Origin of the sequence: Bacillus timonensis (genome assembly GCF_000285535.1) — a bacterium.
Classification (GTDB): domain Bacteria; phylum Bacillota; class Bacilli; order Bacillales; family Bacillaceae_L; genus Ferdinandcohnia; species Ferdinandcohnia timonensis.
Genome location: NZ_HE610986.1, coordinates 582689 through 606239 on the forward strand (window position 1 = coordinate 582689; position 23551 = coordinate 606239).

Annotated in this window: 23 protein-coding genes and 1 pseudogene; 3 read left to right on the top strand and 21 right to left on the bottom strand. The window is 36.6% G+C overall.

The window, feature by feature from the left end; translation table 11 throughout:
• Nucleotides 1-32: 32 nt before the first annotated feature.
• The 12 genes from csrA to BTHG_RS11665 all read right to left on the bottom strand — a co-directional run bounded on the left by csrA (nucleotide 33) and on the right by BTHG_RS11665 (nucleotide 8672).
• Nucleotides 33-266 (bottom strand): carbon storage regulator CsrA, encoded by a 234-nt coding sequence (gene csrA, locus BTHG_RS11610; protein ID WP_010676912.1) that lies wholly within the window; start codon nucleotides 264-266, stop codon nucleotides 33-35.
• A gap of 3 nt (nucleotides 267-269) precedes the next feature.
• Nucleotides 270-719: a flagellar assembly protein FliW gene (gene fliW, locus BTHG_RS11615; RefSeq protein WP_010676913.1), complete on the bottom strand. Its 450-nt coding sequence runs from the start codon at nucleotides 717-719 to the stop codon at nucleotides 270-272.
• A gap of 15 nt (nucleotides 720-734) precedes the next feature.
• Nucleotides 735-1307: a DUF6470 family protein gene (locus BTHG_RS11620; protein WP_010676914.1), complete on the bottom strand. Its 573-nt coding sequence runs from the start codon at nucleotides 1305-1307 to the stop codon at nucleotides 735-737.
• A gap of 50 nt (nucleotides 1308-1357) precedes the next feature.
• Nucleotides 1358-2245 (bottom strand): flagellar hook-associated protein FlgL, encoded by an 888-nt coding sequence (flgL, locus tag BTHG_RS11625; RefSeq protein ID WP_010676915.1) that lies wholly within the window; start codon nucleotides 2243-2245, stop codon nucleotides 1358-1360.
• 9 nt (nucleotides 2246-2254) lie between these two features.
• Complete coding sequence (flgK, locus tag BTHG_RS11630; protein ID WP_010676916.1) at nucleotides 2255-3844, bottom strand: flagellar hook-associated protein FlgK; 1590 nt, start codon at nucleotides 3842-3844, stop codon at nucleotides 2255-2257.
• 20 nt (nucleotides 3845-3864) lie between these two features.
• A complete protein-coding gene (locus tag BTHG_RS11635; RefSeq protein ID WP_010676917.1) occupies nucleotides 3865-4356 on the bottom strand; it encodes a flagellar protein FlgN in 492 nt (163 codons plus the stop codon).
• Nucleotides 4357-4445: 89 nt separating this feature from the next.
• The gene (gene flgM, locus BTHG_RS11640) at nucleotides 4446-4706 is read right to left on the bottom strand and encodes a flagellar biosynthesis anti-sigma factor FlgM (RefSeq protein ID WP_010676918.1); all 261 of its coding nucleotides are present in this window, start codon (nucleotides 4704-4706) and stop codon (nucleotides 4446-4448) included.
• A gap of 68 nt (nucleotides 4707-4774) precedes the next feature.
• Nucleotides 4775-5188, bottom strand: coding sequence for a TIGR03826 family flagellar region protein (locus BTHG_RS11645; protein ID WP_010676919.1), 414 nt, complete (start codon nucleotides 5186-5188; stop codon nucleotides 4775-4777).
• Between the two features lie 84 nt (nucleotides 5189-5272).
• On the bottom strand, nucleotides 5273-5977 hold the full coding sequence (locus BTHG_RS11650) for a ComF family protein (RefSeq protein WP_010676920.1): 705 nt from the start codon (nucleotides 5975-5977) through the stop codon (nucleotides 5273-5275).
• A 163-nt stretch (nucleotides 5978-6140) separates the two neighbouring features.
• Nucleotides 6141-6440 carry a late competence development ComFB family protein gene (locus BTHG_RS11655; RefSeq protein ID WP_010676921.1) on the bottom strand — a complete coding sequence of 100 codons (300 nt, stop codon included), beginning with the start codon at nucleotides 6438-6440 and terminating at the stop codon, nucleotides 6141-6143.
• A gap of 84 nt (nucleotides 6441-6524) precedes the next feature.
• Complete coding sequence (locus BTHG_RS11660; protein WP_010676922.1) at nucleotides 6525-7115, bottom strand: class D sortase; 591 nt, start codon at nucleotides 7113-7115, stop codon at nucleotides 6525-6527.
• Nucleotides 7116-7181: 66 nt separating this feature from the next.
• The gene (locus BTHG_RS11665; protein WP_026021789.1) at nucleotides 7182-8672 is read right to left on the bottom strand and encodes a DEAD/DEAH box helicase; all 1491 of its coding nucleotides are present in this window, start codon (nucleotides 8670-8672) and stop codon (nucleotides 7182-7184) included.
• 250 nt (nucleotides 8673-8922) lie between these two features.
• On the opposite strand from BTHG_RS11665, the gene BTHG_RS11670 reads away from it, so the two are divergent.
• Complete coding sequence (locus tag BTHG_RS11670; protein ID WP_010676924.1) at nucleotides 8923-9138, top strand: hypothetical protein; 216 nt, start codon at nucleotides 8923-8925, stop codon at nucleotides 9136-9138.
• A 71-nt stretch (nucleotides 9139-9209) separates the two neighbouring features.
• Here BTHG_RS11670 and BTHG_RS11675 read toward each other — a convergent pair whose 3' ends face one another.
• The 9 genes and pseudogenes from BTHG_RS11675 to BTHG_RS11705 all read right to left on the bottom strand — a co-directional run bounded on the left by BTHG_RS11675 (nucleotide 9210) and on the right by BTHG_RS11705 (nucleotide 21669).
• The gene (locus tag BTHG_RS11675; protein ID WP_010676925.1) at nucleotides 9210-10052 is read right to left on the bottom strand and encodes a DegV family protein; all 843 of its coding nucleotides are present in this window, start codon (nucleotides 10050-10052) and stop codon (nucleotides 9210-9212) included.
• A gap of 200 nt (nucleotides 10053-10252) precedes the next feature.
• Complete coding sequence (locus BTHG_RS24750) at nucleotides 10253-11200, bottom strand: methyl-accepting chemotaxis protein (protein ID WP_408605277.1); 948 nt, start codon at nucleotides 11198-11200, stop codon at nucleotides 10253-10255.
• A gap of 39 nt (nucleotides 11201-11239) precedes the next feature.
• Nucleotides 11240-11437: pseudogene (locus BTHG_RS27945) on the bottom strand (HAMP domain-containing protein); the annotation flags it as partial.
• Between the two features lie 161 nt (nucleotides 11438-11598).
• Nucleotides 11599-12408 (bottom strand): cache domain-containing protein, encoded by an 810-nt coding sequence (locus BTHG_RS27375; RefSeq protein ID WP_010676927.1) that lies wholly within the window; start codon nucleotides 12406-12408, stop codon nucleotides 11599-11601.
• 49 nt (nucleotides 12409-12457) lie between these two features.
• Entirely contained in the window at nucleotides 12458-13684 is a 1227-nt protein-coding gene (locus tag BTHG_RS25805) for a C39 family peptidase (protein WP_010676928.1), read from the bottom strand.
• A 226-nt stretch (nucleotides 13685-13910) separates the two neighbouring features.
• Nucleotides 13911-14600: a response regulator gene (locus BTHG_RS11690; protein WP_010676929.1), complete on the bottom strand. Its 690-nt coding sequence runs from the start codon at nucleotides 14598-14600 to the stop codon at nucleotides 13911-13913.
• Nucleotides 14601-14842: 242 nt separating this feature from the next.
• Complete coding sequence (locus BTHG_RS11695; protein WP_010676930.1) at nucleotides 14843-15982, bottom strand: sensor histidine kinase; 1140 nt, start codon at nucleotides 15980-15982, stop codon at nucleotides 14843-14845.
• 272 nt (nucleotides 15983-16254) lie between these two features.
• The gene (locus tag BTHG_RS24760; RefSeq protein ID WP_010676931.1) at nucleotides 16255-20835 is read right to left on the bottom strand and encodes a cell wall-binding repeat-containing protein; all 4581 of its coding nucleotides are present in this window, start codon (nucleotides 20833-20835) and stop codon (nucleotides 16255-16257) included.
• A gap of 291 nt (nucleotides 20836-21126) precedes the next feature.
• On the bottom strand, nucleotides 21127-21669 hold the full coding sequence (locus BTHG_RS11705) for a BsuPI-related putative proteinase inhibitor (RefSeq protein ID WP_010676932.1): 543 nt from the start codon (nucleotides 21667-21669) through the stop codon (nucleotides 21127-21129).
• Nucleotides 21670-21822: 153 nt separating this feature from the next.
• Between BTHG_RS11705 and BTHG_RS11710 the strand changes: the two genes are divergently transcribed.
• Nucleotides 21823-22455, top strand: coding sequence for a YigZ family protein (locus BTHG_RS11710; protein WP_010676933.1), 633 nt, complete (start codon nucleotides 21823-21825; stop codon nucleotides 22453-22455).
• Nucleotides 22456-22483: 28 nt separating this feature from the next.
• Nucleotides 22484-23512, top strand: coding sequence for an LCP family protein (locus BTHG_RS24765; RefSeq protein ID WP_010676934.1), 1029 nt, complete (start codon nucleotides 22484-22486; stop codon nucleotides 23510-23512).
• Nucleotides 23513-23551: the final 39 nt, after the last annotated feature.

Consider the following 23551-nt stretch of genomic DNA (forward strand, 5'->3'; position numbering starts at 1 on the left):
AAAATAATTAAAGACTCATCAACCGATGAGCCTTAATCTGTTTTACCATTTATCAAACCTATTTTTTTAACAAGATTGAAGTTTACATTTGAAGCATCTGTGTTCTCTTTTGAAATTTTATCAAAAATTTCTTTGCGATGTATTTCTACATTTTTGGGTGCTTTTATTCCTAGCTTCACCTGGTCTCCGTCTATTTCTACGACTACTAGTTCAATATCTGATCCTATCATGATAGACTCTTTTAATTTTCTTGTTAAGACTAACATTGATTATACCTCCTGCCCGATGGAGGATTTTTTTCGATAAATTTTATGTTTTGTATTGTATGTTGAGTCATTTAAAATAATTTGCTTTCCTTTATTCCTATTCCGATTTATCACTAAAGGTGCTTGTAAGTTGGCGGTGGTTTCTTCAATAGGTTCAACTACTGTAATAATAGAAAAAATAACAACATCATCTTTCTTTTCTATTTTTAAAATGTCTAGGTCATCTTTCGGAATATCGAATTCATACTCCTTAAAATGGATAAATGGATCTGAAATGATAAATGCTAACTCATCGGTCTTAACAGATTGAAGAATGTAGAACACAGAATCATCCGATAATGGTAAGATTATATACTCCTTTTCATCCGGAAAGCCTGGTATACCAAAATCAAATGATATTACATCTTTTTCCTCTAACTCAACTTCGTCTTGATATTTTGTTTTTATTTTCATAAGTTATCACCAAAATTATTTTATTTTATCAAAATTCATCCCAACAAAATCGATTGAAAGGGAATTTCTCGGATTCACATATGCAGTCACTTTACCTGGAGTGTATGTATGCACTGGTTTATTAACATTCACTTCGATTTGGGGCTTGTTTACCGTCCAATCAATTGATACATGAGCTGGGTCATATTGTACACTAACACTAAACTGAGAAGGAGTTGAACCAGTATGAAAAACTGTTTCATTTTGACTATTTCTCACAGCCTGGTCAATAATAGGGTTTCCCCCATTCTCAATTTTCATTAATTCATTTCCCTCCTCAGCAATTCTACCAATCGTTTCAAAGGAAACACTCATGCCCAATTCAGCATTCTCCTCAACCCTTTTAAATGGAGATTTTAAGTCTAAATTCTCCCATGCGAGTGTCTGATCAATTGTAAGTCTTCCAGGAGTTCTATTGATTTTCATTTCCGCAGATGGCTGTTCTATTATCATATCTGCAGGTCGTTGCTCAATTTCTTGGCTAGGTTTTTGGATTTCAATATTTAACTTTGCATACTGAGATTGGATACGAATTTGTGGTAATTTCATACGTTCTTTCCCCTATTAAAAAAGCTATCATAAACGATAGCTCTTATTTCTTATCTTATAAAGTCTACAAGAGTTGGTTGAATTATGCTAGAACCGACACTTAATGTAGCTCGATGAATGCTTTCTTGTGTCTTTAAATTCATAATCACTTCTTCAACATCGATATCTTCATTTTCCGAAATCATTTTGGTAGCAATTACTTTCTGTGAGCCCAATCTTGATTCAATTAACTCAGCTCGATTTGTTACTGCTCCAATTTTCGAACGAGCAGCTGTAATCGTGTTAAGGTGATTTTGAAATCCTTCAATAAATCCACTTAAATCAGGATCATTGTCTCTTAATGATGGGTCATTTATTTCACTCTGTAAATCATGTAAATCCTTTAATGCTCCCACAAAAAGATTATCAGCTGTTTGATTCACTTGTAATTGGACACCTTTGGAGACTTCAATCTCAATTTTATCTTGATTTCCATTATACGTGAAATTTGCACCATCATAATTTACTGGCTTTTCGTTTGTGCTTGAACCACTAAAAATATACTTTCCGGATACTTGAGTATTCGCTATTGATATGAGCTGCTCTTTTAACTGTTCAATTTCCGTCTCAAGCTTTTGGCGATCATCATTTGTTAATGAGCCATTATTTGCCTGTGTTACTAACTCACTTACACGATGAATGACGTCTCCTGCTTTTTCCAAAGAATCTTCACTATTTTCAAGCCAATTATATACATTACTTAAATTGCGTTCGTGCTGTTCTACTTCTATTAGACTTGTCCGGTTTTGCATACCTTTTACCGCAATAACGGGATCGTCAGATGGACGAGTAATCTTCTTTTGAGTATAAAGCTGCTCTTGATATTTCCCTAATCTCTCATAGCTATTATTTAAATTGCGAAGCATATTGTTAGAAAGCATTGTCTGGGTTATTCTCATTTATATCACCTATCTCCCTACTACGCCCATTCCATTAATGATTTTATCTAGCATTTCATCAATCACTGTTATTTGTCGTGCTGAAGCATTATAAGCATGCTGAAATTTAATCATATTCGTCATTTCTTCATCAAGTGACACAGCCATAACCGATTGGCGACGCAATTCTACTGAATCCTTCGTATACTCAGCATTTGTTTTTCGTAAATTCGTTTCTCGAGCTGTTACACCTAGTGTTCCAATCATTCCAGCATAAAATGTTTTTACATCTCCTTGAATTTCTAAATCAGAAGGTACATTACCTGCTCCAGAAAATGACGTAAAATCCTTCGTCATAACTTCAGCCAATGCATTAGCATTTCCACCATCACCAAAGTTTGTTTGAGTACTATTTGGAGAAGCAGCAATGTCATCTCTATTGGAAATAGCAACTTTTAGTTTTGAAGCAGCTCCCATCCAGTTTGATGGATTTGTCGCATTGTTAATGATTTCAATGTTCCCTTCGTATTCAAAAAATGCTTGTCCTGTTGTACCATTTAGTGTCTTCCCATTTTGATGTACCTGATTAAATTCAGTCACAAATGCAAAAGCAAGTTTATCTAGATTTTTCAAAGTATCTGAATATATTCCAACCGTCGTTCCATCATCTTGGACATATCCATATGATTCTATTAATCCCTTAACCTTTCCATCTGAGAAACTTTCGGTTGAAATAGCTGCACCATTTATCGTTATCTTGTCTATATAGGTTTTGTTTGTCGGGTCACCAGTCTCAGTAGAAGTTGTTAAGCTTACAGCATTGGTAGATAGGTTTCTTCCATCAACAAGCAAACCTAAAGATGTTCCATCATTACCTACTATTTCAATAGAATAAGTTCCGACTGCTAGTGGGTCTTTATTTCCACCACTAGGATTAGGAGTAATTTTAACATTAACTAACTCTGATAACTGATCAATTAAACGATCTCGTTCATCATATAAATCATTCGGCAGAAAACCATTTGGCTCTATACTATTAATCTGCTGATTTAATCCATTAATTTGCTCTGCAATGGAATTGATAGTACTAACAGATAAATCAATTTCGCTCTTAATATTGTCACGTACTCCATTTAAAGACTCCGAAATGTATTTAAAAGAATCAGCAACAGCTTGTCCTTGAGTAAGTACAACATCCCTGGCTCCAGTATTTTGAGGGTCAGCTGCTAAATCCTGAAGTTTCTTCCAAAATTCATCCAATGATGCTGATAAACCTTCCGTAGATGGTTCATTCATGATCTCTTCCATTCTTTCTAGCGCGTCTGCACGTGAATCCCAATAGCCTAATTTATTATTTTCGTCACGAAATTGTTTATCTGAGAATTGGTCACGAATACGTTGAATAGAACCTGCTTGAACCCCAGTTCCCATTTGACCAGGAATTTTCGGGGCATTCATCCCTACACCAGGGTACGGAGTTGTCGATTCAAAATTAACACGTTGCCTTGAGTAACCAGGAGTATTTGCATTTGATATATTATGTCCAGTTGTATATAACGCACTTTGTTGTGTGTTCATTCCACGGCGTGCTGTTTCTAATCCATGAAAGGTCGATACCATTATTTTATCCTCCGAATGCCCTATGCCTTTGAATCGAACATAGAACGATGTTCTTTTTTATTTTGATTGGCTAACGGATTTTCATAATTCACCGTTTTTTCAGTTGGATATATCATATCTAGTGTCATAGTTACAAACTGTAAAGATTGATTTGTAAGTTGTTGATTTAAAAGATTTCGTTCTTTTAGTTCATTTACAGTGTTAACTATCTCAATTTGTAAGTTAGATAAAGTTGTTCGATATGGTTCTTCACTATGTTCAATTACATTTGATAATGTATATTCGTTATCATTAATATGATGATTACCAAAAAGCTTTTTCACCATCGCTATTCGTTCATTTTCAAGCTGTTTTATTGCTAATATATACTTTTGTTCTTCTTTCATATGTGCACTGAGGGTATCGATATCATCTTTTTTTAGAATTTCTGTTTTCTGCTCAGAAAGTTTATATAATTTTTTGTGTAAAGTTACTATCTTTTGGAGCAAATTGATTAAGATTTCAGTTGACACGTTATCCCTCCTTTTGTTTTTTACAAGATTAGAATTTCAACTATTCCTAATCTTGTAAAAAACAAAATCAGTACATGTAAATACTGATTTTATTTTTTGAAATAAAAATCGTACACACTCTTCGCAACGTCTTCTGCATTTACCTTATAGCTTCCGTTTTGAACCTGTTGCTTTAGCGCTTCTACCTTTTGCTGACGAGCAACTGTAATCGGTGATGTTTCTTGTAATTGCTTGGCTGCAGATGAAATTTCAACCTTATCTGTCTGAGTTGACTTTTCTGTTGCAGCAATTTTATTCATTTGTTTTTTATAAGGATTCATTCCAACCGGCCCGAACTGGTTAATTTTCATTATAAAACCTCGCTTTCTATCCGAACTTCAAGACTATATCTTTAATATCGGCAATAACACGAATAAGTTTAGAATTTTTTCTCTGCAAAATATGTACTTTTATTGCGTTCTTTTAACTCTTTCATCCGTTCTTGTTCTTTTTCAAAGGTCGAAAGTTCCGTACGAAGTTCTTTTGTGCAGTCGATGCATAAGTTTCCTTCACGTATTATCGTGCGACATTTTTGACACGGATATCCAAGGTTTGGGAATTGTGCCAACTGCAAGCGCCCAGTACGGATAAACTTGATGATCAATTCTTCATCCACGCCTGTACCTTCAGACGTTTCAAAAATGGTTGCAGTACGGTTTTCTCTTCTACGAATAAATTTATAAACCATTTCAAACGCTTTGCTTTCTTCCTTATAACAATTTTCACATACATCACGTATATTTGTTTTTACAAAAAGACCGCCACAGTTTGGGCAATTCATTAGTTCTGCCATGTTGTTTCTCTCCTCAAACACCTTATTTCTAACTATTATATCGGAGTATTTGACGGATTTTTTAGTGTTAGATATTTGAAAAAGTTACCCCCTCATCAACGTCAAAGCCGATACTGTCTTAGCCCCCCCCTCTAACAGCACCTGCCCAGCATGACGCAATGTCGATCCTGTCGTATAAATATCATCCACTAATAAAATGTCTTTATCCTGGACTGAACCAATTACTCGAAACACATTTTGACCAGAAATACGTTCGTCACGGCCCTTTTTCGACTGCTTTTCTAAATGGGCCCGCACAAGGATTTCATTTACAGGCACATCCAATAATCTTGCCAAAGCACCAGCCTGGTTAAATCCACGTTCATATAAACGCTCATCACTTAATGGAATTGGAACAACAAAATGAGAAGATGTAAAGTAAGTTTTGAAAGTTTTTTTCAGAGGTGTTTTAAAAATAGAAGAAATGACATAGTCACCGCGGAATTTGTAGAGGGAAATGACTTCTTTAGCAAAATCATTATAGAGGTAAATCGAACGATTCTTGGTGAGCACACTCTGCCAACGTGGGTCTTTTTCCCACCGCACACAGTCGTAACAGAGGTTTCCTTTGCGATACTCACTAGACAACTCAGTAAATGGACGGCCACAAATCTCACAAAGTTCACCTTCAATTTTCTCAAACTTAGCACTGCAAACAGAACATAACGGATCTGGCTCAGCTAACGAAAATAAAGTTGCCCACGAATCCACTTCTTCAAATGAATTGTGGCATAGTAAACAAGTAGACATAGATTAACTCCTTTATCAAATACGCCATGGCGTATTTGCGCCCAGATTTTTTCGAGCTTGCTCGAAAAACTTCCTTTGAAAATCTGAGGCATCCGCCGGAGGCTTAACTTTATTCCAAAGTATTTTATACTGATTATATATACTTTATTACCTTGTTCTAAAATTAAAGCTGTGAGTTCGATGGAATAAAGTTATAGTTTTCACACTGAGGATTTTCGGCCACCTTTCGGACTGCCTCCCCAATTTTCACATACATATCAGCTTTCATCTGCTTATCAAAATATTGTGCTTTCACAAATGCCATACCGTAATCCTTAGAAACATAACGCGGTTTTAAGCTATTTAACGTAATGGCAATCACATCATTTTTGCATGTGTCACATTTACAAGGCATATTGATATCAGACCAATTTTCATGTAAAGCTTCAGCTACCAGTGGCTCCATTGCATTAAAAACCCTCATAACCAACTCTCCATTCTATGTATGTGAGTTTATTATCACACATATTGCATTTTTTGGAAATCCCCTTTTCAACTATGACTTATATTAATTTTGTACCTTTTTCCCATAAAAAATATATCGATATGGTGCGTCTCCGAGGTATCCGAATGGATAACAGGTTGTTACTATTAGCTCCTCGTTTGGTGAAGTTGATTTAATGATGGTACGGTCGTCCGCATCTACAATTTTCGTATCGACAATTTCATAGGTAAAGTCACCGTACTCTAATTTCACAACGAAAGTGTCACCAATTTCGAGTTCGTCAAATCGCTTAAATAATGTGTCACGGTGGCCCGATAAGACAATTTGGTCATTTTGTGTTGGTAGCGCGGTTCCAAGATAATGTCCAACTCCTTTTGAGAGTTCTTCTTCATCCGTTCCCTCGATGATAGGCATTTTCTCACCAAACTTTGGGACCTCTAAAACTCCCATTGTCTCACCTTTTTCGTAAGTTGGAATCATAATTTCCTTTTCCACAGCTTCTTGGACTGGAGGTGTGGATACTATTTCTTCCGCCTGAACCAATGCTTCTTTTTGAGCTTGATTCGAATCCCAAATTTGAAAAATCGAGTAGCCTGTCAATGAAACTCCACCGATAATTAACAAAAGTGCAATTGAATAAACAACCTTTTTCATTGGAAATCACCACCTAATCCGTTCTTTGTCCATTACCTTTTATCATATTAAAAATGGACTATGAAATCAATTTATAAAGCCGTTTTGGAGAGCCTCGTTATTCATATTTTCAATATGCTGTTTGGCCTTAATCATTTCTTTTGTTCTCCCATAATGAAAAAACAAAATTTCCCCGTTAGGATACTGAGCGCTTCGTCCTACTCTGCCCGAAATTTGAACCAAGGCACTCTCTGTAAAAATTTTATCTTCCGTACCTATGACGGCTACGTCAATGTTTGGGACTGTTACCCCTCTTTCTAAAATGGTGGTCGTAACAAGAATGGGAATTTCTCCGGAGCGGAAACGTGCTACCTTGTCTTTACGGTCAGAATCCTCAGCATGAACTCCTGCAATTCGGATATCGACCGTCCTTAAGATATCAACAATACTTTCTAGATAAGTAATTCGCGGTACGAATAAAAAGGCTTGTTTGCCAACATTTAAATGTTCCTTGATCCATGCCAGCACATTTCGTGGCAGTCTTTTCTTCTTCATCATCTTCTCCCAGTTTCCGCACCACACGAATTCTGGAACTGGTAATGGATGGCGGTGATAACGTGCCGGGATAGTGACGGCTTTTCTTTTACCATTTGCAATTTCATTTTTCCAAGCCTGGTTGGGTGTAGCAGTGAGGCAGATGGTGGAGGAGATGTCCTTTTTCGCTTGGTTGACTGCATATTGAAGCATTGGTTCCACTGAATACGGAAAAGCATCCACTTCATCGATGATAATCATATCGAATGCCTTGTAATAGCGGAGTAGTTGGTGAGTTGTGGCGAGTGTAATAGGAGCAGCCTTGTTACGGTCTTCACTTCCGCCATATAAGGCGATGACATCGACCTCTGGAAATGCGGATTTTATCCTTGGAGCAAGTTCGATGACGACATCTGTTCGTGGGGTGGCAATGCAAACCTTTTTACCGGACTTTAGTGCATTTTCAATTCCCTCAAAAAGAATTTCTGTTTTCCCCGCTCCACAAACAGCCCAGATTAGCAATTGGTCATTTTCCTGAACGGTATTTATTAGCTCTGTTGATGCTCTTTTCTGTCCATCCGAAAGAGTCCCATCCCATACAAGTGGCTTCTCAGGGATTTTACTTAAAGGACTTGGCCCTGTCCAACTCACCAAAACAGTACACTGACTCATCCGTCCCATATTTATGCATTTCCTGCAATAAGCGCATTCCTGCCTGCATCTTGCACAACTAAATGACGCAAACAACTTTTGATCAGAGTTTCCACATCGAACACAAAAATAGCCGTCTTTCATTTTCTCGATGCATTTTCTATATTGTAAAAAACCATTTAAATAGTGATTGTGTATGTCTTCAAAGGGAAAGGGGATTTCTTCAAGTAGGAGTTGTTTGCCATAGAGTAGTCGTTGAAGTTCAGAGGAATACTTAAATATGGGATTGAATGATTGTGGATAGCTGGATTTGTGTTCGGATATCCGCTTGGCACCAGACTTGTCCGATAATGCTTCAGGAATTAACATTTCATTTTTTAGTAAAAATCTCATAAATAACCTCCATTTTTTATTTGGATAATATATTCAAAAATTTTAGGCGACATGTTTTAAGAAGTTTTGGTTGATATATTCAGATTACGGGCGGTTAATTTATAAATTGGACCGATATAATCAATTTTTACATCGATATCACCAGATTGAGTACTTGCAGATGACTGGATTCTACTTTTTTCCATAATTTTATGTTTAACAATCCAATTTTGGGGGAGATTAAAATAGTGAAAGGTAGGGGATTGAAATGATGAAATGGATCATAAAGCATGGAATGTTGCTTTGCATCGGTTCGATTCTACTTATAGGAGCAATGGTAGTTATATTTCAAGAGAGAATCCAAATTACGTCTTCAATATGGACCGCTCTGCTGTTACTCTATTTTGTTGTGCTTAGCCTATACAGTAGCTATGAGTATCGAAAGGCTCAGGTAGAGGACAGTCCAGAAAAAGCCCCTCAAAAATAAAAATTAGGAGCACATCCTAATTTCTTTTTTTGTCCAAAAACAGCGCCGCACCCAAGCACGGCGCCAAAATTCTATTTCATATACCAACCCAAGCCAATCGCACCTTCACCAAGATGAGTCCCAATAACCGGTCCAAAATAACTCAGTAAAAATTCAACATGTGGGTATTTTTTTTCAAGTTCAGCCTTTAATTCCTTCGCTTCTACCTCGATATTTCCATGGATCAAAGCTGCTCGCATCGGAACTCCTTTACTAGCATCTTCATCAAACAATTCAAACACACGGTTCAACGCTTTTTTACGTGTGCGAATTTTTTCGAAAGGAACAATCACTTTATCCTCAAAACATAGTATGGGTTTTACTTGAAGCAAGCTACCGACGAAAGCTGCAGCACTGCTTAACCGGCCTCCACGTTGAAGGTTTGTTAAGTCATCTACCATAAAATAAGCACGAACAGATTTCTTAATCTCATCTAGCCTAGCCACAATTTCTTCTACGGGCTTTCCTTCATTCGCCATTTCCGCCGCCTCAAGTGCGTAAAACCCTTGTACAATACAACTGATTTCAGAGTCAAAAGCATACACCCTTACACCTTCTACCATGTCACCAGCTGTAATTGCGCCTTGGTAGGTCCCGCTAATTCCACTTGAAAGATGAATGCTGATAATCGCATCATTTTCTTGTCCTAACTTTTCGAAAAGCTCAACAAATTCACCAATGGGTGGCTGTGAAGTCGTTGGTAAATCCTTTCGAGCCTTAAGTTCATCGTAGAAGGCTTCTGCTGTAATATCGACTTCCTCACGATAGCTTTCCTCGCCAAATACGACACTTAGCGGAATCATATGTATATTGAGTTCTTCACGAAGTTCCTTTGGTATGTAAGCTGTACTATCCGTTACAATCGCCGTTTTCATACTTTTTACCTTCCTGTCCTGTTTCTTTATAATTTCCATTTTAAATGAAATGGACGGGGATGTCACTTGTTTGTCAAAAACGAAGTCCACTCTTCTAAAATAATCACTTGTATTTACTTTTATCATGTTAAACATACTTAATCATGTCATATTTCAAAAAAACTGATCCTAAACATGTTTAGGACCAGTCCTTTAAAAACTTATAACTTAAATCTCATGATCAATTCCTGCAATTCCTCAGCCATTTGCGACAGAGTTGCTGCAGATGAAGCAATTTCCTGCATGGATGCCAATTGTTCTTCAGTTGCAGCTGAGACATCTTGGCTTTGTCCTGTTGTTTTACTTGCGATTTCATCAATTTCACTGACTGATTCAACCACATGTTGAGCGCCTTGTGCCAACTGTTCGATAGAAGCGGATACCTCTTGGATTTGGGAGGTTACTACATCTACGAATTGTTGGATTTCTTTAAAGGAATTTCCAGTGTCACTTACAACACGGATTCCTTTTTCGGTTTCCTGTGTTCCTTTATTCATAGATTCTACTGCTTGTTTTGTATCATCTTGAATAGATGAAATTAACTCACGAATACTTTCTGTTGATTTGGCAGATTGTTCGGCTAACTTTCTTACCTCGTCTGCCACTACCGCAAAGCCTTTACCATGTTCTCCAGCTCGTGCTGCTTCAATTGCTGCATTCAAGGCTAGTAGATTTGTTTGCCCTGCGATTTCAGAAATGACATTCACAATTTGATTAATTTCTTCTGATCGTTGACCTAATGAAGTAATCACTGTTCCTAGATCTGTTACCGATCCACTAATATTATTCATTTGTTGTACTAAATGCTGTATGGATTGTTCACCATTTGAAACGATTGTTAATGCTTCACCAGATGTGATTGATACATTTTGCGCATTCAGTTTAATTTGATTGATTCCTGCTGACATTTCTTTAATCACTTCTGTTGTTTCTTTTACCATTTCAGTCTGGTGATTCGTACCTGCTGCCACTTCTTGAATTGCATTTGCCACTTGCTCAGTTGCTTGCGTATTTTGTTCCGAGCTAGCAGTCAATTCTTCAGAGGATGCTGCTAAAAGCTGTGATTTTTCCTCTACATGTGTTAAAAGTTCCCTCAATGATACCAACATCTTATTAAAGCTATTTCCTAACTGTCCTACCTCATCATTGTTTTTCACTTTTATTGATTGAGTGAGGTCCCCATTACTTACCTTGTCCGTAATGTTTACTAATAAATTTAGAGGTTTTGTAATGCTTCTTACAATTAAAATGGCGATAACAATTCCAATTAAAATAAAAATGCCTACTACAAGAAATGTGGTTTGAAGAATACCTTCAGTTGCTTTATCAATCTCACCTTGTTCCATCACGCCTGCAATTTTCCAACCAGTAAGTTCGTTCGTGACAAAGGTCGTTTCATATTTATTGCCCTGAAATTCATCGGATAGGATTCCACTTTGCTTTTCGTAGATTAATTTGCTATAGGTTTCCCCTTGTGGTTCTGAACCCACTTTTTGAGTTGGGTCGACTAAGTATTTTTTTGTGCAGTCAGGATGAACGCATATCCATTCTCACCAATTTTAACGCTTGATGTAATTTTCTTTAGTGATTCTAAGTTAATGTCTAGACCAATAACACCAGAACCATCCTTTATCACTTGTGCTACAGTCACAAGGATGTCGCCAGTCGCTAAATCCTCATAAGGCTCTGTTATGATTGTCTTTCCTGGAGTAGCATTGGCTTGTTTGTACCAATCCCTTTCTCTTGGATCAAAATCTTTAGGGAGATTAGCATCAGGATATAAAAACATTTTTCCATCTTTGGTTCCTGAAAAAACTGTTACAATTTCAGGATGTAAAAGCGAATATTGTTTAAATGTCTGAATCGTGTTTGGAACTTCTGATTCAACAAAAGATTTTGCATTAAGTCTAGATACGAAATACTCAACATCTGCGATCTTTGAAGATAAGTCATCTGTAATAAAATTATCAAGGAGATTCACATTAGCAGAAGAGCTGGCGAGTATTTCATCTTTTATTTCCTTTTGAGCGTTAGCGTAAGATATAAACCCAATTGTAAAACTTGGCAATAAGATGATGAAAATAAAGGTAAGATACAACTTCTTCTTAATTGTAAAAGTAAAGAATTTACTTCGTTTAGACTTTTCTTGGTTGTTTTTCATCGTTGAATTTTCCTTTCTGTTTTGTATGGATAATATATAAATTAGTTCTATCAACATACTAAATATCGACATAATTTGAATTTTTTCAACAAAAATAGACAAAAAACACCCATTAAAATCAAAAAAAGATGAACCCTGTTCAAATACAGAGATCATCTACTAGACTACCTACGTTTTGTATCCCCTTACAATTTACACCTTTACATTACTGAACAATAACCGCATGTTTACCCATTTGATGATAGCTATTAAAAAATGCATCCAAATTATAAGTTACTTGTCCAGCCAACGGATTCATAACATGAACTTTATTGCCTATAACCCCGTTTAATACAACAACATGTAAATTTGTAGTTGCTGCGTAATATTCTCCAGAACCTTGTAAATACCAATGTGAATTAACCTTAGGCTTACTTAAATCAAGTGTAACCCACATTACAACAGGGGTTCCGTTTTTAATGTAATTTAAAATTTGCTCTTTACTACTACCCGTAATATCAACTGCTTTTTTCGCACTTCCTTGTTCACTTAAATACTTATTCCCAGCAGCCACGATTGGAGGCGCATAACTGTACCAACCACCAGTTTGTTGCCTTGGATCGCCTACATAATATTCATATGGATTAGCTCCAAAACGTTTTCCATTTTCATATGTAAAAGGTTTCTTTGGTAAATAATTGTCTGCCATAACTGTATGTGAAACGTTGTGCCCATGGTAATTAAGTATGCTAGTTAAAGATGTAATTTCACAACCATTCGGCAATGCAGGCTTTTGCATAATCTTTTTTACTGGTATAAACATTTCATTTCCCTTTTCAATGGCGGCTTGTTTTTTCCTTCGTTCTTCCTCTTCTTTTTTCTTTTGTTCTTCTATTCTCTTTTTCTCTGCTAAAGCAGCGAGATAACTCTCTGCTAGATTAGTAGATTCAAGAGAAACTAATTTTTGATAAGTCTCTTCATTGACGACACCTGTTGTGGTTAGTTTTGTTTGCTTTTGAAAATCCTTCACCACTTCTGTTGTTTGAGGGCCAAAATTCCCATCCTCAGATACAGAATAACCGAATTTATTTAGTAACTTTTGTATTTCTTTGACCTTTTCTCCTTTATCCCGCTGTTTAACTGGAATAAATACTGGTTTTTCTGGAGCGGATTGTTTGTCTGCAAGTTCATCAGCTGGTTCCTCTTTCTTTTGTTCTTCCACTGTTGCAGCTACTTCCATGGTTTTTATCTGTGTTTCTGGATTTTCTTTTACTTGTTCCGGATCAGAGTCATCTTTGCTTTCCTCTTTTTTACGAGCTTTTTCCTCAATTGCTTTATCTGTTTCATTACCTACTCTTTCATTTCTCGAGCCAATTGCCTCCGTAAGATAAACAAGTATCCCTAAAACAATGACCAAACTTATAATTGAAATACCAACTTTTGTTTTATTCATAGTTTAACGTTTTCTTCCCCCATACATATTTTTATGCGTTCACACATTAAATAGATACCGCAAAAAAGCAAACTATGAATATTTTACCATATAGTTTGTAATAATTTACACAATTTCCAAATTTCATTTTATTTTTCTAGGTCTTTACTCGTCACTACTTACTCTTTAAAAAACAAAAAAGCCAAACCCTAAAAAAAGAGCTCAGCTTCGCTTTCAAACTATTCATTTATCTAACTTCTACCCAGCCATTCTTAATTGCAACAACAACAGCCTGAGTACGATCGTTTACGTTCATTTTTTGCAAGATGTTACTTACGTGGTTTTTAACCGTTTTTTCACTAATATATAGGTCGTCACCAATACCACGGTTGCTTCGTCCATCAGTTAATAGTTGAAGAACCTCACATTCACGTCTTGTTAACAGATGCAATGGGCGGCGAACCTCCATCTCTGTATACGAATTCGTTGTAACCGATTGGCCACTTGCAACAGCAAGTCGACGAAATTCTTTTACTAAATTATGTGTAACCCTTGGATGCAAGTAAGATCCACCTTCTGCGACGACTTTAACCGCTTCTACTAGAGAATCCGCATCCATTTCTTTTAATAAATAACCTGTTGCTCCAGTTTTAAGGGCATGCGTCACATAGCTTTCATCATCGTGAATTGATAAAATAATAATCTTCGTATCAGGGTAAGTGTCTATTAATTGTTTCGTTGCTTCAATTCCATTCAAGTTTGGCATGTTGATGTCCATGATGACTACATCAGGCTTATGTTCTTCAATTAATGCTAGCGCCTGTTCCCCATCGTCACCCTCTGCAACCACTTGAAAGGTTGGTTCAAAATCTAGTATTCTTTTTACACCTTCTCGAAATAATTGGTGATCATCAATAATAACTATGCTTGTTTTCATGTACTAACGCCTCCCCCTTTCATTTTGACAATTGAGGCAATTTCGGTCAATACGCCTTTAGCAGTATCAACGAATAAAATTTACTAGTTTTCATATGAGTTTGCTATAATATCTAGTAGTTCATTTAAAATAGACCAATTCTTGTAACGTATCATGGTAAAAATCACTAGTACCTCGCACTATGAAAAAGGGACAAACTCCGTCAAAATTCGCATCTATATTCGACATATTCCCCTAAAAAATCAAACTTCAATTGGTACTTGAATCATCACTATTGTTCCTGCTCCGATACTTGAATCAATGGTAAGGTGACCATCTAGTAAATCGACCCGCTCACGCATTCCGATTAACCCAAATGAGTCCTTCTTTTTCTCACGAATGTCAAAGCCTTTTCCATTGTCTTTCACAACGACCGTTACATGATTTCTACTTAGTTCTAGCTTAACAACAATTTCTTTTGCTGCCGCATGCTTTAGTGAGTTTTGAACAGCTTCCTGTACTAACCGGAATAGTGCGACCTCAAATTTTGACGGTATTCGCTGCTCTGATCCGATAAACACAAATGAAATTTTAGTCTCGCCGTTATATTCTTCGATAGTAGACAGGTATTTTTTGAGGGTCGGAATTAATCCAAGATCATCCAAGGCCATTGGACGCAAATCATAAATAATCCGGCGCACCTCATATAACGCGGAACGCACCATTTTACGTAGATCATGTATTTCCTTAACACCTTGTTCAGGGCTTTCCCGGTAGACCTTATCAATAATTTGTGAGCGTAGCATCACATTCGCAAGCATTTGGGCTGGTCCATCATGGATTTCTCGAGAAAGTTTCCGACGCTCTTCTTCCTGTGCCTCAATAATTTTCAAGCCGAAGTCCTGCTTCTGCTTCGCATCCTCTATCATTTCTCCAACTATCTTAAAATCGCTATTTAAATAATTCAGAACAACTGAAATCTGACCAACAAGATGATCCGCACGTTCAATCGTCTCATTTAAGCCAACCAAACGTCTTTCTAATTCATCACGGCGATCACGAAGCTGTTTTTCCTCCTGCCTGACTACAGTCAATTGCATCTGCAAATCATGAGCCTTCTCATATGCATTCCGAATTTCTTCTTCAGAATACTTATTAAAATGGCTGCTAACCTCAGAGAGCCGCTTACGCGCAAATCTTGCATGGGTTTCCAGCTTATCCGCTTTATCAATAATCACGCCAACTCGTTCCTTAATATCCTTTAACTCATCCGTCAAGGATAAAAATTCATTGCGTGATTGCTCACCAATGCGAAAAATTTCTTCTTTACTATAATCAACGGTATTCACCATTTTTTCCAAAATTGAATCAAGAACCTTAATATCAAGCCCTTTGGTGGCCATTTTTTCCACCTCCATTATATAAGTCATCTATATAGTCAATATATTATCCCACTTGATATTTAATGTAAGGCAGAATCCAATACTGTATCTATTATACAGGAAAAATGTATCAAAAACATGAAATTATGATTACAAAGTTACTACTACAACTGGGTATTCATACCTCAAATGGAAGGGGGACTTCTTTTAGATTGTTTGTTAGAAATTCAAATGAAAACAAAATGAAAAGGCCGCCTGATTCAGACAGCCTTTTCACCTAATCCACTACACTATTATTTTAATAATTTATTGATTTGGTCTAACACAGAATTGCTAATTGCATTTGTTCCACCGATTAATGTAGCAGTCTTTGCATTTTCATTTAAGAAGTTAGCTACACCTTTGTCTACTTTGTTACCAACTAATACGATACCAGCATTATTTTTAGCAGCTAGTGCAGCTCCAGATAATGCATCAGCAAAGTCAGTACCAGTTGCAACATAATAGTGGAAGCCGTCTACTTCAAAGTATTCAGCAATTGCAAGTGCTGTTTCATATCTTGTCTTACCGGATAGACGAGTTGGGCGTGGAAGTTCTACTAGAACATCGTTAGACACAACTGCCTTTCCTCCTACTACAACTGTTTTTGTAACGCCTAGCTTATCTAGAGCCTTAGCTGTAGCGTCATGCAATTCTTTATTACCTGTTAATAGAACAGGAATGCCATTGTTTGCAGCATAAGCAGATACAGCAAGTGCGTCTGGGAAGTTTTGACCATTTGCCACAACAGCTTCATTTGCACCATTTGGAGCAACCAAGTGTGCAACGGCAACTGAAGTTTCATAACGGTTCTTACCAGAAACTCGATTTACCTTAATGCCTTTGTTTTCTAATTGTTTTACAACATCAGAAGATATTGCTGCTTCTCCACCTAATACATACACAGTCTTGGCACCTAATCTTTCAATTTCAGCCATTACGTCAGAAGATACTGCTGTTGGCTTCGTTAAAAGAAGTGGTGCATCAAACTTTTTAGCTAACGGAGCACCAGTAATGGCATCTGCAAAGTTATCTCCACGTGCTAAAACCACAGTTTCTGATTTTTCCCAACCCGCTTTACTGATTTCAACTGAAGTTGAATAGCGAGTTGTTCCACTTAATCGATCAACACGTGATTCGGATTCATTTCGGTATACTTCAACTGTTTTTTCAGTTGTATTACCAGCTAGGTCAACAAGTTTTAATTCAAATACGTTATTACCCGGCTTTAATGCAACCTTAGTCGTAACAACTTTACTGAATGGCTTCATGTCATATCCTGGTAATTCTTGATAGAATTCTTCGTTTTCATTTACGAAGTAACGAAGCTCTTCTGCATTATCTTTAAGAGTTGCTGTTAAGTCAACAGACTTAACATTGTGATCGACGAATACTGGTACATCTACATCAATTACAGGAGCTGATGTATCTACAAAAATCATTCTACTATTCGATAAATTTGTTTCATTTCCATTACTATCCTTAGCGACAACTGCAATTTCGTTAGCACCATCAGGTAGAGTAATTGTAGTTGTAAACGAATATTCGCCTTCAGAAACTTTCTCAAGAGCAACATCTTTACCTTGAACTGTAAACTTAGAAATTGCTGATTCATCTTTTACAAAACCAGCCACTGTGACTTGATCTGTATTATGAATTGAGAATGTCTCAGGTGTCTTAACTTCGATTACTGGAGCTGTTTTATCTTTTGCAACATTTGAACTGAATTCTGTTTCGTTACCTGCATTATCAACAGCTAATAATACTAATTCAGAATCTGAAGTAACAGCCTCTTCTAATTCAAATTCTTTAGTGTTAGCAGAAACGATTCCTAAAGAATCACCGTCAATTAACACTTCAATATAATTAACACCAGAAAGTTCATCATTTGCATTGATTTTTACGACATCCTCTTCAATTGATCCAGTAACAGTTGGTGCCACTGTATCAACAACTACAGGGATTTGAAGCTTTTGAGCCTCTTTACCAGGGAAGTCAATTGTAGTTGCTACTTGGTAGTAATACTTACCATCCGCAACCATTTCTTTGTTCACTTTTCCATCCCATGCATTTGCAGAATTGAATGTGTATGGAAGCCCTAAACCACCATCAAAGTAATTTTTTCGTACATTCGTCTCAGAACGTAATTTACGTAATTCCTTTTTATCTGAATCTAGTATGCTATATTCTACTAGTTTCGCATTACGCAAGAATGATAGGATTGGGAATGCATCATCTTGCACGCCATCACCGTTTGGCGAAATGGCAATTCTTGCTTTTTCATTTTCTTCTGTGATTGGATTATAGCCTAAGTAATAATATCCATCTGAACCTGTATATAACATACCTGCTTGCTCGTAGAACGAATTATGATCATCATATGCTAATTCATCTAGAACAGGTGCAGCATTCCAGTCACCTTTGAATCCAACGTAAGGTACTGAAAGTTTAGGATTTACATCACTTTTGTCAGTCAACGTAACGAAACCTTCTACAAAATATCCATTAGGGAAGATTTCTTCAGGTTTTACATAATCACTTGCATTTTCGTTTAGTACCTTTGCTTGTGATAGGTCAATCTCAACTTTAATAGTTGCAGTACTATTTGCTGGAACTTTTACAGTTGATTTTCCACCATTAAGAGTTACCTTAGCATCAACAAGCTCTTGGGCTTCTAACTCATTAGCAGCATATCCTAATAGACCAAATAGAGATAGGTCTGTTTGAACGTTAGCAGCTACATCATATGTTACAGCTTCATCACTATAGTTTTTAGCTTCTAGTGTGAAATTGAATTTGTCCCCAACTTCCTTAAGGGCAACTTTCGCTTCACCTTTTTCTTTCTCTGTCACAACAACTGGTGTGCTTAAAGCTGCATGTAATTGCATGAGACCAGCACCTTGACGGCGAGGAGAATAAGGATTATCGAATTCAAACATAGTGTTGATTGTACCTTGGTCGCGAACCGGTTTTGCAGTATTCATCAGAATTTTTTTCGCCATTTCAACCTTAGCTTTTCCTTCTAATTCAGCAAACTCCTCTTGAACCCGTTGAAGAACAAGTGCTGAACCACCGGCTACATGCGGAGAAGCCATTGAAGTACCACTCATTGTACCGTACTGATCATCATTAAAAGTTGATAAAATATTTCCACCTGGAGCAGTAATTTCAGGTTTGAAGTCTAAATTTGGTGTTACACCCCATGATGTAAAATCAGACATTTTACCACCAGTTGGGTTTTGAGCTGTTTTCTTTTCTCCTTCGAAGCTTACTGTTACCTTAGCTCCTGCATCTAATTGCTCTTTTAATGTGTCTCCATCATTCATTAGCATGAATAATTGTGGAATCACAATTGCATTATCAGTTGCCATGCTAACGTAACCAGTCGTGTTATTGTAAATAATAACACCAGCTGCTCCAGCGTTTTGAGCATTTAACGCCTTATCTACAAATGAATGCTCACCACGTTGGATAAGTACATATTTTCCTGCAACATCAATTCCATCAAAATCAGTTGGTCCACCAAGACCAGCTGCTACAATCTCAAATGTCTTTGTATCTACATCGTTAGGATGAACATTACCTGCTGACATGAATGTCAATAATCCAGCTTCTTCACCATCAATTGAGACGGTAACAGCATCCATATCCATGTAAGCATTATCAAGTGAAGCTACTTGAATTGAGTCATAAGACAGACCAGGTGATCCTACTACACCAATATCAGGATTTGATGCATATGGGTTGTAATAACCATTTCCTAAATGAGCTGAGTTACCAGCAGAAATAGACATAACAACACCATTTTCAACTGCTCTTGCAATTGCTTGTTGTTCAGGATCATCTGCATTTACGAATGAAGCCGTTGAACCTAAACTCATGTTAATAACATCTACACCTAAAATAATTGCATCGTCAATGGCTTTAATGTAAATATCGCCCCATGTTGATCCCATTTCAGGGTCATTTCCAAATACTTTAAGACCTAGAATTTGTGCTTCTGGAGCAACTCCTTTAATACCACCGTTATCTTCGTCTCCATTAGCACCTACAGTACCTGATACGTGCATACCATGCATAGAAGCGCCTGGTCCAAGATCACGGATTTCGGAGTTTTTATCCATATAGTTATAACCATATGGTACTTTTCCAGTGTAAAACTTTCCTGGAAGATTGTTATCAGCAACCTTTGCCTCAACTTCTTCCTTTGATAATGCTGCTTTTGTTCCGTCAGTTAAAATCATATCTTTATGAGAAGGATCGATACCAGAGTCAATTACACCGACAATCATTCCTTCACCATTATATCCATATTCGTCCCATGCTCTTTGAGCTTCGACAAGCTCTTTCGAGTATTTCATTTCTGGTTTTTCAGTTGGACGTTTATATTCGTTTGTAATAGTTACATTTACTACTCCATCGAGTTTTTCAATTGTAGCTATTTTTCCATATTCAACAATTCCGCTGAAACCATTGAAAGCGGTTGTGAAATTTTCTTTGAATTCCATATTTACTTTTTTAGAAGTAAGTTTGGACTTTACTGCATTTTGAACAGATAACGCTTGGTTATGAAGTTCCGCTTTCTTTGACTCAGAAAGCTCGCTGAACTTTTTCCCTTGTTTAGTTGCATATTCAATTGCTGGAGCGCCTTCAACTTCAACAATAACACGAACTTTTTCATCTGCATCATATTTTGCAGTGTCGTCTTTACTAAATGATGTTTTCAGATCAACATTTTTCGCTCTCGTTGACTCTTTTACTGGTCCCACAGCAGCCATTGCTGTATTAGCAAATAACATTAATAATGCTAATACGAGTACTAACGTTTTCTTCACGACCAAGATTCCCCCCTACAAATTGTAAATTTAGAAAAATTTAAAAATATGTATCTATGAATCTCTCTATTAAAATAATCCTCTCCTTTCCAAAATAACAATATTTTACTAGTTTAGTTTAGTTAAAATATAGGCAATAGTCAAACAATTACTAGCAAATTTCAACTATTTTCTAATAATTTTAATTATTTACTACAATATCGGACAAATACCGACAAACTTCTATATAAGTGCATTTATACTCATAATAAAAGCGCATTGAGCTATCCCAATGCGCTTTAATACTTCTAGTTAATCCACTGTAAAATCAAGTTGTTCTCGTAATTGTGCAACCCCTTTAGCGACTGGCCAAACGATAATCGTATATTTTCCCTTTGATAAGTTTGAAACCTGTATATCAAAAGATACTGTTTCATTTGGCGCTATTGCAACATCCTTTAAGACCTGCATAAAACTTTTCCCATCAGAAAAACGTTCTACCAACTCTGTTCCCTTGTAAATCTCATACTCGTATTTTTGGCTGCTCGTAAATTGTAGAATACGTTTTTGTTCACTGCTATTTTTGATTTCAAACAAAAATTGCAGAGTATTTTCATTTTCCTTTTTCACTAATGAAGTTTCAAGACCTGTCACTACATCATCCCCTGCAGTCGTTTTCTTTCCAGTACCTGTAACGGGTAATGCTTTTTTTGACTTACTACTATCTACGAACAGCTCCGGGTTCTTTGCACGAATCGTCTGTTCATCTTCCACGTGTTTCTGATCATTTAAAAGCATAAACCCTATACCACATAGTAATACAAAGGTTCCAATTCCTATTACAGTTTTTTTCATTTTACCTTACACCTCGTCAGCATGTTAATGTACTTACCATGAACTAGTAAAAACAAATCATTGAAGTACAAAATATGTCGATTTATAATAGAAGAATGTACAAAATGTCTAATTGTGTGTTTTGTCAACTTTCTTAGGAGGTATAATACGGCTATGCTGTTACATTATTATACCGTAAAAGGGTATGGAGAACATGAAATAATTATACAAAAATCCCGTTTTATTGCCTCTATCGAGCGTGCTACAACCGAGGAAGAAGCACAAGAGTTTATCAATAAAATAAAAAAGAAATACTGGGATGCAACTCATAATTGTTCTGCCTATCTCATCGGTGAACATGATCAAATTCAAAAAGCAAACGACGATGGTGAACCAAGTGGCACTGCAGGTGTTCCAATATTGGAAGTCTTAAAGAAAAAATCATTAAAAGATACAGTAGTAGTCATAACTAGGTACTTTGGAGGAATAAAATTAGGTGCAGGTGGACTTATTCGTGCCTACGGAAAAGCAACTTCTGAAGGTCTTGATTATATTGGTATGGTTGAAAGAAGACTTACGAGGGTAATGCATGCTAAATTTGAATATCCACTACTTGGAAAAGTAGAAAACGAGGTCCGATCATCCCATTATCAATTAAAAGATATTCATTATCTAGAAGATGTTGAAATTGAAGTATTTGTTGAAGAAGATAAAAAGGAAACATTTACCGAGTGGATGACAGAACTAACTAACGCAAAAGCCAATATTTTTGAGGGAAATGTGACATATTTAGAAGTAGAAAGATAATTTATCTTAAATTGAGGAGAAAAGAAGAATGGCAAAAAAAGCGCAAAGAGCCCAGTTAAAAAAGCGAAAGCGTAGAAAAAGAATTATACTTACTATATTTATTCCATTGTTACTAATAATCATAGCTGTTGGAGTTTACGGAGCCTATTTGGTGAAGCAAGCAGCTGATGCTGCTGCAGATTCACAAACAGAATTAAATAGAGGTGGAAAATCTGAAAAGAGAATTGATCCGGTCGACCCGAAGCATGATAACATCTCCATTTTATTTATGGGTATAGATGATAGTAACAAAAGGTCGATGGGTGATGATACAAGAACAGATGCTTTAATTTTAGCAACGTTAAATGAATCGCAAAAGTCTGTCAAAATGGTCAGCATTCCTCGTGATTCCCTTGTATATGACCCGATTAGAGGGGTTGAGGATAAAATCAACCACGCACACGCATATAACGGTGCAGATGGTACGATTGCAACGGTAGAAGAACTTTTCGATATACCTGTAGACTATATGGTCCGTATGAACTTTGAAGCATTTATCGATGTTGTAGACGCTCTTGGTGGAGTTCAAGTTGATGTACCTGTTTCCTTTTCGGAGCAAAATAGTAAGGATGAAAAGGATGCGATTCATCTAGAAAAAGGACTGCAGCATTTAGATGGAGAGCAGGCATTAGCATTAGCAAGAACCCGGAAAATCGACAATGATATTGAACGCGGGAAAAGGCAACAACTTGTTCTAAAGGCAATCATTGAAAAAGCAGCATCATTTAGTTCGATTACAAAGTATAGTGATGTAATTACAGCATTAGGTGACAATATCACAACGAATTTATCATTTGGAGAAATGATTTCATTACACGATTACGCAACTTCTGGTCAAAAATTACAAGTTGATTCCTTAGTTCTACAAGGTTCAGATTTGTGGACAGACCATGGTTATTACTATCAATTAGACCAGAATAATGTGGATGAAATTAAAACAACATTAAGAGAACATTTAGATATTAATGAACTCGGGGAACGTAATGATGCAAGTTCAACCGCTAAAAATAAAAACTAACCAGTCTACTTTGTAGGCTGGTTTTTTCTTAATAAAAAA

Bases quoted from the DNA above. Each gene is read 5' to 3' on its own strand.
- csrA (WP_010676912.1), bottom strand. From the start codon at position 266: ATGTTAGTCTTAACAAGAAAATTAAAAGAGTCTATCATGATAGGATCA.
- fliW (WP_010676913.1), bottom strand. From the start codon at position 719: ATGAAAATAAAAACAAAATATCAAGACGAAGTTGAGTTAGAGGAAAAA.
- BTHG_RS11620 (WP_010676914.1), bottom strand. From the start codon at position 1,307: ATGAAATTACCACAAATTCGTATCCAATCTCAGTATGCAAAGTTAAAT.
- flgL (WP_010676915.1), bottom strand. From the start codon at position 2,245: ATGAGAATAACCCAGACAATGCTTTCTAACAATATGCTTCGCAATTTA.
- flgK (WP_010676916.1), bottom strand. From the start codon at position 3,844: ATGGTATCGACCTTTCATGGATTAGAAACAGCACGCCGTGGAATGAAC.
- flgM (WP_010676918.1), bottom strand. From the start codon at position 4,706: ATGAAAATTAACCAGTTCGGGCCGGTTGGAATGAATCCTTATAAAAAA.
- BTHG_RS11645 (WP_010676919.1), bottom strand. From the start codon at position 5,188: ATGGCAGAACTAATGAATTGCCCAAACTGTGGCGGTCTTTTTGTAAAA.
- BTHG_RS11650 (WP_010676920.1), bottom strand. From the start codon at position 5,977: ATGTCTACTTGTTTACTATGCCACAATTCATTTGAAGAAGTGGATTCG.
- BTHG_RS11655 (WP_010676921.1), bottom strand. From the start codon at position 6,440: ATGAGGGTTTTTAATGCAATGGAGCCACTGGTAGCTGAAGCTTTACAT.
- BTHG_RS11660 (WP_010676922.1), bottom strand. From the start codon at position 7,115: ATGAAAAAGGTTGTTTATTCAATTGCACTTTTGTTAATTATCGGTGGA.
- BTHG_RS11665 (WP_026021789.1), bottom strand. From the start codon at position 8,672: ATGAGATTTTTACTAAAAAATGAAATGTTAATTCCTGAAGCATTATCG.
- BTHG_RS11670 (WP_010676924.1), top strand. From the start codon at position 8,923: ATGAAATGGATCATAAAGCATGGAATGTTGCTTTGCATCGGTTCGATT.
- BTHG_RS11675 (WP_010676925.1), bottom strand. From the start codon at position 10,052: ATGAAAACGGCGATTGTAACGGATAGTACAGCTTACATACCAAAGGAA.
- BTHG_RS24750 (WP_408605277.1), bottom strand. From the start codon at position 11,200: ATGTTGGTATCATTGAGGGAACTTTTAACACATGTAGAGGAAAAATCA.
- BTHG_RS27375 (WP_010676927.1), bottom strand. From the start codon at position 12,408: ATGATCTCTGTATTTGAACAGGGTTCATCTTTTTTTGATTTTAATGGG.
- BTHG_RS25805 (WP_010676928.1), bottom strand. From the start codon at position 13,684: ATGAATAAAACAAAAGTTGGTATTTCAATTATAAGTTTGGTCATTGTT.
- BTHG_RS11690 (WP_010676929.1), bottom strand. From the start codon at position 14,600: ATGAAAACAAGCATAGTTATTATTGATGATCACCAATTATTTCGAGAA.
- BTHG_RS11695 (WP_010676930.1), bottom strand. From the start codon at position 15,982: ATGGCCACCAAAGGGCTTGATATTAAGGTTCTTGATTCAATTTTGGAA.
- BTHG_RS11705 (WP_010676932.1), bottom strand. From the start codon at position 21,669: ATGAAAAAAACTGTAATAGGAATTGGAACCTTTGTATTACTATGTGGT.
- BTHG_RS11710 (WP_010676933.1), top strand. From the start codon at position 21,823: ATGCTGTTACATTATTATACCGTAAAAGGGTATGGAGAACATGAAATA.
- BTHG_RS24765 (WP_010676934.1), top strand. From the start codon at position 22,484: ATGGCAAAAAAAGCGCAAAGAGCCCAGTTAAAAAAGCGAAAGCGTAGA.